This is a genomic window from Flavobacterium sp. UBA7682, assembly GCF_002482945.1.
Taxonomy (GTDB): domain Bacteria; phylum Bacteroidota; class Bacteroidia; order Flavobacteriales; family Flavobacteriaceae; genus Flavobacterium.
In genome coordinates this window covers 160,566-168,529 of sequence record NZ_DLGY01000033.1, presented here as the reverse complement: position 1 = coordinate 168,529, position 7,964 = coordinate 160,566, and the positions used below count along the sequence as shown (strand labels likewise).

The 7,964-nt window shown below is 35.8% G+C and carries 18 protein-coding genes and 2 pseudogenes; all 20 read right to left on the bottom strand.

From position 1 onward, the window contains the following. Positions 1-173 (bottom strand): annotated as a pseudogene (locus B3C16_RS09360) (30S ribosomal protein S4); the annotation flags it as partial. Positions 174-253: 80 nt separating this feature from the next. Beyond that, entirely contained in the window at positions 254-637 is a 384-nt protein-coding gene (gene rpsK, locus B3C16_RS09355; protein ID WP_121312869.1) for a 30S ribosomal protein S11, read from the bottom strand. An 8-nt stretch (positions 638-645) separates the two neighbouring features. Then, positions 646-1,020 carry a 30S ribosomal protein S13 gene (rpsM, locus tag B3C16_RS09350; protein WP_121312868.1) on the bottom strand — a complete coding sequence of 125 codons (375 nt, stop codon included), beginning with the start codon at positions 1,018-1,020 and terminating at the stop codon, positions 646-648. 2 nt (positions 1,021-1,022) lie between these two features. Continuing rightward, positions 1,023-1,139: a type B 50S ribosomal protein L36 gene (ykgO, locus tag B3C16_RS09345; protein ID WP_073370549.1), complete on the bottom strand. Its 117-nt coding sequence runs from the start codon at positions 1,137-1,139 to the stop codon at positions 1,023-1,025. Positions 1,140-1,149: 10 nt separating this feature from the next. Further along, positions 1,150-1,365: a translation initiation factor IF-1 gene (gene infA / locus B3C16_RS09340; RefSeq protein WP_026714631.1), complete on the bottom strand. Its 216-nt coding sequence runs from the start codon at positions 1,363-1,365 to the stop codon at positions 1,150-1,152. 5 nt (positions 1,366-1,370) lie between these two features. Continuing rightward, complete coding sequence (secY, locus tag B3C16_RS09335; protein WP_121312867.1) at positions 1,371-2,714, bottom strand: preprotein translocase subunit SecY; 1,344 nt, start codon at positions 2,712-2,714, stop codon at positions 1,371-1,373. Between the two features lie 11 nt (positions 2,715-2,725). Continuing rightward, positions 2,726-3,178 (bottom strand): 50S ribosomal protein L15, encoded by a 453-nt coding sequence (gene rplO / locus B3C16_RS09330; RefSeq protein ID WP_121312866.1) that lies wholly within the window; start codon positions 3,176-3,178, stop codon positions 2,726-2,728. A 12-nt stretch (positions 3,179-3,190) separates the two neighbouring features. Continuing rightward, a complete protein-coding gene (gene rpmD, locus B3C16_RS09325; protein ID WP_121312865.1) occupies positions 3,191-3,373 on the bottom strand; it encodes a 50S ribosomal protein L30 in 183 nt (60 codons plus the stop codon). Between the two features lie 12 nt (positions 3,374-3,385). Further along, positions 3,386-3,910, bottom strand: coding sequence for a 30S ribosomal protein S5 (gene rpsE / locus B3C16_RS09320; protein ID WP_121312864.1), 525 nt, complete (start codon positions 3,908-3,910; stop codon positions 3,386-3,388). A 3-nt stretch (positions 3,911-3,913) separates the two neighbouring features. Continuing rightward, positions 3,914-4,267 (bottom strand): 50S ribosomal protein L18, encoded by a 354-nt coding sequence (rplR, locus tag B3C16_RS09315; RefSeq protein ID WP_121312863.1) that lies wholly within the window; start codon positions 4,265-4,267, stop codon positions 3,914-3,916. A gap of 11 nt (positions 4,268-4,278) precedes the next feature. Further along, the gene (gene rplF, locus B3C16_RS09310) at positions 4,279-4,821 is read right to left on the bottom strand and encodes a 50S ribosomal protein L6 (protein WP_121312862.1); all 543 of its coding nucleotides are present in this window, start codon (positions 4,819-4,821) and stop codon (positions 4,279-4,281) included. Between the two features lie 16 nt (positions 4,822-4,837). Next, positions 4,838-5,236 carry a 30S ribosomal protein S8 gene (rpsH, locus tag B3C16_RS09305; protein ID WP_121312861.1) on the bottom strand — a complete coding sequence of 133 codons (399 nt, stop codon included), beginning with the start codon at positions 5,234-5,236 and terminating at the stop codon, positions 4,838-4,840. Between the two features lie 104 nt (positions 5,237-5,340). Then, on the bottom strand, positions 5,341-5,610 hold the full coding sequence (gene rpsN, locus B3C16_RS09300) for a 30S ribosomal protein S14 (protein WP_187661033.1): 270 nt from the start codon (positions 5,608-5,610) through the stop codon (positions 5,341-5,343). 3 nt (positions 5,611-5,613) lie between these two features. Next, a complete protein-coding gene (gene rplE, locus B3C16_RS09295) occupies positions 5,614-6,165 on the bottom strand; it encodes a 50S ribosomal protein L5 (protein WP_121312859.1) in 552 nt (183 codons plus the stop codon). Positions 6,166-6,167: 2 nt separating this feature from the next. Continuing rightward, complete coding sequence (gene rplX, locus B3C16_RS09290; RefSeq protein WP_291131102.1) at positions 6,168-6,482, bottom strand: 50S ribosomal protein L24; 315 nt, start codon at positions 6,480-6,482, stop codon at positions 6,168-6,170. Between the two features lie 12 nt (positions 6,483-6,494). Next, positions 6,495-6,863, bottom strand: a complete 369-nt coding sequence (gene rplN, locus B3C16_RS09285) for a 50S ribosomal protein L14 (protein WP_007803649.1) — start codon at positions 6,861-6,863, stop codon at positions 6,495-6,497. 2 nt (positions 6,864-6,865) lie between these two features. Further along, positions 6,866-7,126 carry a 30S ribosomal protein S17 gene (gene rpsQ / locus B3C16_RS09280; RefSeq protein WP_121312857.1) on the bottom strand — a complete coding sequence of 87 codons (261 nt, stop codon included), beginning with the start codon at positions 7,124-7,126 and terminating at the stop codon, positions 6,866-6,868. Between the two features lie 15 nt (positions 7,127-7,141). Further along, entirely contained in the window at positions 7,142-7,333 is a 192-nt protein-coding gene (gene rpmC, locus B3C16_RS09275) for a 50S ribosomal protein L29 (RefSeq protein WP_121315001.1), read from the bottom strand. 13 nt (positions 7,334-7,346) lie between these two features. Beyond that, positions 7,347-7,772, bottom strand: coding sequence for a 50S ribosomal protein L16 (rplP, locus tag B3C16_RS09270; protein ID WP_121312856.1), 426 nt, complete (start codon positions 7,770-7,772; stop codon positions 7,347-7,349). An 18-nt stretch (positions 7,773-7,790) separates the two neighbouring features. Then, positions 7,791-7,964 (bottom strand): annotated as a pseudogene (locus B3C16_RS09265) (30S ribosomal protein S3); the annotation flags it as partial.

Below are 7,964 nucleotides of genomic sequence, written 5' to 3'. Positions count from 1 at the left end.
GCTTTTTGCTTTTCCATTAACTGGACAGCGTATTCAGATTTTTTACCTCTTTTTTTAGCCATCCCGTGTTGTCCAGGAGGATAATTTCTTTTTTCGAAGGATTTGTCTTCTCCGAATATTGCTTCGCCAAATTTACGAGCAATTCTTGTACTTGGACCAGTATATCTTGCCATTTTAAATTGTTTTAAGATAGAGATTATGAATTCAGGTCGAATCCTCCGATAATCTTTATTCTATCTTGATTATACTATAATTATACTCTACGTCTTTTAGGAGGACGACATCCGTTGTGTGGCATTGGAGTAACGTCGATGATTTCGGTTACTTCAATTCCTGAATTATGAATAGATCTGATAGCAGACTCACGTCCGTTACCCGGTCCTTTTACATAAACTTTTACTTTTTTAAGACCAGCTTCTAAAGCCACCTTTCCACAATCTTCTGCGGCCATTTGAGCTGCGTATGGAGTGTTCTTTTTAGAACCTCTAAAGCCCATTTTACCAGCTGAAGACCAAGAGATAACTTCACCTTTTTTGTTTGTTAACGAAATGATGATGTTATTAAAGGTTGCATTAATATGAGCTTCACCCGTTGATTCAACGATAACTTTACGTTTTTTTGCAGTTGCTTTAGCCATATTACTTATTATTTAGTTGCTTTTTTCTTGTTAGCAACAGTTTTTCTTTTACCTTTTCTAGTTCTAGAGTTGTTCTTAGTTCTTTGTCCTCTTAAAGGAAGACCAGATCTGTGACGGATACCTCTATAACATCCAATATCCATTAAACGTTTGATGTGTAATGACACTTCTGAACGAAGCTCACCTTCAATCTTGTAGTATGATACGGCGTCACGGACTCCTCCGATTTCGTCGTCATTCCAATCTTGAACTTTTTTATCTTGGCTCACTTGAGCTTTTTCTAAAATCTCAATAGCTCTACTTCTACCTACTCCGAAGATGTAGGTTAAAGCGATAACTCCTCTTTTGTTTTTTGGGATGTCTACCCCTGCTATTCTTGCCATAACTATCCTTGTCTTTGTTTAAATCTAGGATTCTTTTTGTTGATTACGTATAATCTGCCTTTTCTTCGTACAATCTTGCACTCGGCACTTCTTTTTTTAACTGATGCTCTTACTTTCATTGTAATACTTTTAATATCTATAAGTAATTCTTGCTTTTGACAAATCGTAAGGGCTCATTTCCAGTTTCACTTTGTCACCAGGTAACAATTTGATGTAATGCATACGCATTTTTCCGGAGATATGAGCAATTACAACGTGTCCGTTTTCTAATTCTACACGGAACATTGCATTTGACAATGCTTCGATTATTGATCCGTCTTGTTCTATTGCTGATTGTTTTGCCATAAAAATTAAGCTACTGCTTTTCTATTTTTACCCGTTTTCATCAATCCGTCATAGTGTTTATTCAATAAATAAGAATTTATTTGTTGAATAGTATCGATAGCTACACCAACCATAATGATTAATGAAGTACCACCATAGAACATAGCCCATGATTGTTGTACATCAAGACTAACAACAATCGCCGGGAACACAGCAATTAATGCTAAAAATAACGAACCAGGGAATGTTATAAGAGACATGATTCTATCTAAGAAATCGGCAGTTTCGACACCAGGTTTAACCCCCGGAATAAAACCACCACTTCTTTTTAAATCATCGGCCATTTTGTTTGTAGGAACTGTAATTGCAGTGTAGAAGAAAGTAAATATTAAAATCAACAATGCAAATACTAAGTTGTACCAAAATCCGAACATGTTACTAAACGTACCTGCAATAGACTGTGACGTTTCAGAGTTTGAAAGTCCAGCCACGGCTGCCGGTATGAACATAATAGCTTGCGCAAAAATGATTGGCATAACTCCTGCAGAATTCAGTTTTAACGGAATCCACTGTCTGTTACCTCCTAATGAATCTTGTTCGAAATCACCGGCTGTTGTACGACGAGCGTATTGCACCGGAATTTTTCTAACTGCCATTACCAATAGAACACAAGCAATGATTACCAATAACCAAACGATGATTTCAAGTACTAATAACATCGGACCACCATTGTTGTTGGTCACTTTAGAAGTAAACTCTTGAAACAAAGCTTGTGGTAATCTGGCAAGGATTCCTACCATAATTAATAGGGAAATACCATTACCAATACCTTTATCTGTAATTTTTTCACCTAACCACATAGCGAATACTGTACCTGTAGTTAGAATTAATACTGAAGAGAACAAAAACTGGAATGAATCAAATCCTAATAGGAATGCACTTGGAGGCAAAGTGGTGTATAGGTTATAAATATAACCAGGACCTTGTACCAAGGTGATTAAGATGGTTAACCATCTTGTAATTTGATTCAATCTTTTTCTGCCACTTTCGCCATCTTTTTGCAATTTCTGCAAGTAAGGAATAGCGATACCCATTAATTGAACAACAATTGAAGCTGAGATGTAAGGCATAATACCTAACGCAAAAACTGATGCTTTAGAGAAGGCTCCACCGGTAAACATATCAAGTATTGATCCAATACCTTGGTCTGTTTGACCTGCTAAGTTTTCTAATTGTGTAGCATCAATTCCCGGAAGAGTAACATGCGCTCCAAATCTATAAACCAATAACAGACCAAGAGTTACCAAGATTCTGTTTTTCAGTTCTTCTATTTTCCAAACATTATTTAATGATTCAAAAAATTTCTTCATTGTTCTGATAATTATAAGGTTACAGCTTCTCCACCAGCAGCCTCAATAGCGGCTTTAGCAGTTGCAGTAAATTTGTGAGCAGTTACTTTTAATTTTGCTTTTAATTCTCCTCTTCCTAAAATCTTAACCAATTCGTTTTTAGTAGCCAAACGAGTTTCAACATATACTGTAAAATCTACTGTATCTGTAACTGTTCCGTTATCTACTAATAACTGAAGTGCATCAAGATTAATACCTTGATATTCTTTACGGTTGATGTTTGTGAAACCAAACTTAGGTACACGTCTTTGAAGTGGCATTTGTCCACCTTCAAAACCAATCTTTTTAGAATAACCAGAACGAGACTTAGCTCCTTTGTGACCTCTTGCAGCGGTACCACCTTTACCAGAACCTTCTCCTCTACCTAATCTTTTGTTTTGATTGTGTGTAGAACCTTCAGCAGGTTGTAAGTTACTTAAATTCATAACTATGATTTGTTATTTAACTTCCTCTACGGAAACTAAGTGTTTAACTTTATTTATCATTCCAAGGATAGCTGGATTTGAATCATGCTCCACAACCTGTCCCATTTTACGAAGACCTAAAGCCTCTAATCCTCTCTTTTGTGTAAGAGGACAATTGATTTTGCTTCTAACTTGTTTTACTAATAATTTAGCCATAATTTCCTTGAATTAACCTTTAAAAACTTTTTCTAAAGAAATACCTCTTTGTTTTGCAACAGTAACGGCACTTCTCATTTGTAATAAAGCATCAAAAGTTGCTTTTACCACGTTATGAGGATTTGATGAACCTTGTGATTTTGACAATACATCGTGAATACCAACCGACTCAAGAACTGAACGAACAGCTCCACCAGCGATTACTCCGGTACCGTGAGATGCAGGCATCAAAAATACTGCTGCTCCACCAAATTTTCCTTTTTGTTCGTGAGGTACAGATTGACCACTTAAAGGAATTCTAACTAAGTTTTTCTTTGCATCTTCTACTGCTTTAGCAATAGCTTCAGAAACGTCTTTAGATTTTCCTAAACCATGTCCAACAACACCGTTTTCATCACCTACTACTACAATTGCAGAGAAGCCGAAAGCTCTACCACCTTTTGTAACTTTGGTAACACGATTTACACTTACCAGACGATCCTTTAATTCAAGACCGCTAGGTTTTACTAATTCTACATTTTTGTATTTAGACATAATATATTAGAATTTAAGTCCAGCCGCTCTTGCGCCTTCTGCTAATGATTTAATACGACCGTGGTACAAATAACCTCCTCTATCGAAAGTTACTTCAGTAATCCCGGCTTTTAACGCTTTTTCTGCTGCAAGTTTTCCAACTGCTGCGGCAACTTCAACGTTTGTACCTTTAATATCTACTCCTTTATCTTTTGATGAAGCAGCCAATAAAGTAACTCCATTCACATCATCGATTAGTTGTGCGTAGATTTCTTTATTACTTCTGAATACAGATAATCTTGGTCTAGCAGTAGTACCGCTAACAATCTTTCTGATTCTGAATTTAATTCTTTGTCTTCTTTCAGTTTTTGTTAATGACATAATGCTACTTTTTACGCTGATTTACCTGCTTTTCTTCTTAATACTTCACCAACAAACTTAACACCTTTTCCTTTGTAAGGTTCTGGTTTACGGAAACCTCTGATTTTCGCAGCGATTTGTCCGATTAATTGTTTGTCGAAAGATGTTAACTTCACGATTGGGTTTTTACCTTTTTCAGATATCGTTTCTAATTTTACTTCTGGAGCAACTTCTAAAACGATATTGTGAGAGAAACCTAATGCTAAGTCTAATTTTTGACCTTGGTTTGAAGCTCTATAACCTACTCCAACCAATTCTAATTCTTTGGTAAAACCTTCAGATACACCAATAATCATGTTATTGATTAATGATCTGTATAATCCGTGTTTTGCTCTATGATCTTTACTATCAGATGGTCTTTCTACTACTAGTTGACCTTCTTCAACTTTTACTGTTACGTCTGCGTAATCTTGTGTAAGTTGACCTAATTTTCCTTTAACTGTAATTACTGTTTCACTAACTTCAACAGTAACACCAGCAGGAATTGAAATTGGATTTTTACCTATTCTTGACATTGTTTAACTGTTTTTATTAGTATACGTAGCAAATTACTTCTCCACCAACATTTAATTGCTTAGCTTGTTTCCCGGTCATTAAACCTTTTGAAGTTGAAACAATAGCAATTCCTAATCCGTTAAGGATTCTTGGGATTTTTGTTGAACCTGCATATTTACGTAAACCTGGTTTACTAATTCTTTGGATATCTTTGATTACAGACTCTTTAGTATCTTTATCATACTTCAAAGCGATTTTGATAGTACCTTGAACAGTACTGTCTTCAAATTTGTAACTTAAGATATATCCTTGATCGAATAAAATCTTTGTGATTTCTTTTTTCAAGTTCGACGCCGGGATTTCAACCACTTTGTGGTTTGCCATCACTGCATTTCTAACTCTCGTAAGATAATCTGCAATTGGATCTGTATACATATGTATAAATTTGCGGTTATGGTTTTCAAGAGGCACTCGCCTAATGAACCTTTAACCAATTAAAATTATTTTTTGGTTTGCAAAAGTAATAACTTTTAGCGAGATTACCAAGAAGCTTTTTTAACTCCCGGGATTAATCCGTTATTTGCCATTTCACGGAATGTTACACGTGAAATACCAAACTGACGCATATATCCTCTTGGTCTACCTGTTAATTTGCAACGATTGTGCATACGAACCGGTGAAGCATTTTTTGGTAATTTTTGCAAGCCTTCATAATCTTTAGCTTCTAATAAAGCTTTTCTTTTTTCAGCGTACTTTGCTACCGTTTTTTCTCTTTTCACCTCACGGGCTTTCATTGATTCTTTAGCCATGTCTTAATTCTTTTTAAAAGGTAAACCTAATTCAGCCAATAATGACTTTGCTTCTTTATCTGTGTTAGCAGAAGTTACGAATGTAATATCCAAACCTGATATTTTATTTACTTTATCAATATCAATTTCAGGGAAAATGATTTGCTCAGTAACACCAAGGTTGTAATTACCTCTTCCGTCAAAACCAGTAGCCTTGATCCCGCTAAAATCTCTTACACGTGGTAAAGATGATGTGATAAGTCTATCTAAAAACTCATACATTCTTTCTCCTCTAAGAGTTACTTTGGCACCAATTGGCATCCCTTTTCTCAATTTGAAAGACGCAACGTCTTTCTTAGAGATTGTAGATACTGCTTTTTGTCCAGTAACTTTAGTCAACTCATCAACTGCATAGTCAACCAGTTTTTTATCAGATACTGCTGCTCCAACTCCACGGCTTAAAACGATTTTTTCCAATTTAGGAACTTGCATTACGTTTTTATAACCGAATTCTTCTTTAAGGGCAGCAATTACTCTGTCCTTATATTCTTGCTTAAGTCTAGGTGTATATGCCATAACTATAATACTTGATTAGATTTTTTTGAAAATCTCACTTTCTTATCTCCTTCTGTCTTGATTCCAACCTTAGTTGCAGATTTTGATTTTGGATCAATCAATGCAAGGTTTGAAACATGGATAGGAGCTTCTTTCTTAACAATTCCTCCTTGAGGGTTTTTAGCACTTGGTTTTGTATGTTTCGAAACCATGTTTACTCCTTCAACGATTGCTTTGTTTTTCTCACGGTTAACACTTACTACTTTACCTTCAGAACCTTTATGGTCTCCGGCGATAACAGTTACTGTGTCTCCTGATTTTATTTTTAGCTTTATCATTTTACTAACGAATTAAAGCACTTCTGGTGCTAATGATACAATTTTCATGAATTGTTTTTCACGAAGTTCTCTCGCAACCGGACCAAAAACACGAGTTCCTCTCATCTCACCTGCCGCGTTCAAAAGAACACAAGCATTGTCATCAAAACGGATATAAGAACCATCGGCTCTTCTCACTTCTTTCTTGGTACGTACAACAACTGCAGTAGAAACAGCACCTTTTTTCACGTTTCCGTTTGGTGTTGCATCTTTTATTGACACTACAATTTTATCTCCAACAGAGGCATAACGACGTTTCGTTCCTCCTAAAACACGGATAGTCAAAACTTCTTTTGCTCCTGTGTTATCTGCTACTTTTAATCTCGATTCTTGTTGTACCATAATTACTTAGCTCTTTCAATGATTTCAACTAGTCTCCAACATTTGGTTTTAGATAAAGGTCTTGTTTCCATGATCTTTACTGTATCACCAATGTTACAGTCATTTGTTTCGTCGTGTGCATGAAACTTTTTAGTTTTTAACACGAACTTACCGTATAACGGGTGTTTTACTCTGGTTACTTGTGCCACAACAATAGACTTGTCCATTTTGTTTGACGTAACAACACCAATTCTTTCTTTTCTTAAATTTCTTTTATCTTCCATTTTAGCAGAATACAATTATTGTAACTCTCTTTTAGTTAGCTCTGTTGCTACTCTAGCAACCGCTCTTCTAGCACTTCTAATTTGAAGTGGATTGGCAATTGGAGAAATAGCGTGAGCTGATTTTAGGTCTGAATACGCTTTTCTTAATTGACTAAGTTTTTCTTGCAACTCAGCTGCGGATAGATTTATAATTTCTGATTGTTTCATAATTAATTTTAGATTATGCTTCGAAATCTCTAGCAACGACAAACTTAGTTTTTACAGGAAGTTTTTGAGCAGCAAGACGCAAAGCCTCTTTTGCAACCGCTAGTGGAACTCCACCAACTTCAAACATAATTTTTCCTGGTTTCACAACAGCAGCCCAATATTCGACCGCTCCTTTACCTTTACCCATACGTACCTCTAGAGGTTTTTTGGTGATCGGTTTATCTGGAAATATTTTAATCCATAACTGTCCTTCTCTTTTCATAAAACGAGTGGCAGCAATACGTGCCGCTTCGATTTGACGTGAAGTTAAGAACATTCCATTTTCATGTACTGATTTAATTCCAAACATTCCATTAGAAAGCTCGTGTCCTCTTTGAGAAACGCCTTTCATTCTACCCTTCTGTACCTTACGGTATTTTGTTCTTTTAGGCTGTAACATTTTTCTTTAGTTTAAAATTTACTTTCTTTTACGGTCTCCACCAGGTTTTCTGTCTTTGTTAAAAGGTTTTCTGTCTCCTCCTTTTGAAGAATCCCCGCCTTTTCCGCCAGAAGCTTGTTTTTTATCCATTCCAACAAGTGGAGATAAATCACGTTTTCCGTAAACCTCACCTTTCATGATCCATACTTTGAT

Excerpts from the sequence above, each read along its gene's own strand:
- rpsM (WP_121312868.1), bottom strand. The coding sequence starts at position 1,020 with ATGGCAAGAATAGCAGGGGTAGACATCCCAAAAAACAAAAGAGGAGTT.
- rpsN (WP_187661033.1), bottom strand. The coding sequence starts at position 5,610 with ATGGCTAAAGAATCAATGAAAGCCCGTGAGGTGAAAAGAGAAAAAACG.
- rplN (WP_007803649.1), bottom strand. The coding sequence starts at position 6,863 with ATGGTACAACAAGAATCGAGATTAAAAGTAGCAGATAACACAGGAGCA.
- rplP (WP_121312856.1), bottom strand. The coding sequence starts at position 7,772 with ATGTTACAGCCTAAAAGAACAAAATACCGTAAGGTACAGAAGGGTAGA.
- rpmD (WP_121312865.1), bottom strand. The coding sequence starts at position 3,373 with ATGGCTAAATTATTAGTAAAACAAGTTAGAAGCAAAATCAATTGTCCT.
- rpsQ (WP_121312857.1), bottom strand. The coding sequence starts at position 7,126 with ATGGAAGATAAAAGAAATTTAAGAAAAGAAAGAATTGGTGTTGTTACG.
- rpmC (WP_121315001.1), bottom strand. The coding sequence starts at position 7,333 with ATGAAACAATCAGAAATTATAAATCTATCCGCAGCTGAGTTGCAAGAA.
- secY (WP_121312867.1), bottom strand. The coding sequence starts at position 2,714 with ATGAAGAAATTTTTTGAATCATTAAATAATGTTTGGAAAATAGAAGAA.
- rpsK (WP_121312869.1), bottom strand. The coding sequence starts at position 637 with ATGGCTAAAGCAACTGCAAAAAAACGTAAAGTTATCGTTGAATCAACG.
- rplO (WP_121312866.1), bottom strand. The coding sequence starts at position 3,178 with ATGAATTTAAGTAACTTACAACCTGCTGAAGGTTCTACACACAATCAA.
- rplR (WP_121312863.1), bottom strand. The coding sequence starts at position 4,267 with ATGTCATTAACAAAAACTGAAAGAAGACAAAGAATTAAATTCAGAATC.
- rplF (WP_121312862.1), bottom strand. The coding sequence starts at position 4,821 with ATGTCAAGAATAGGTAAAAATCCAATTTCAATTCCTGCTGGTGTTACT.
- ykgO (WP_073370549.1), bottom strand. The coding sequence starts at position 1,139 with ATGAAAGTAAGAGCATCAGTTAAAAAAAGAAGTGCCGAGTGCAAGATT.
- infA (WP_026714631.1), bottom strand. The coding sequence starts at position 1,365 with ATGGCAAAACAATCAGCAATAGAACAAGACGGATCAATAATCGAAGCA.
- rplE (WP_121312859.1), bottom strand. The coding sequence starts at position 6,165 with ATGGCATATACACCTAGACTTAAGCAAGAATATAAGGACAGAGTAATT.
- rpsH (WP_121312861.1), bottom strand. The coding sequence starts at position 5,236 with ATGTATACAGATCCAATTGCAGATTATCTTACGAGAGTTAGAAATGCA.
- rplX (WP_291131102.1), bottom strand. The coding sequence starts at position 6,482 with ATGATAAAGCTAAAAATAAAATCAGGAGACACAGTAACTGTTATCGCC.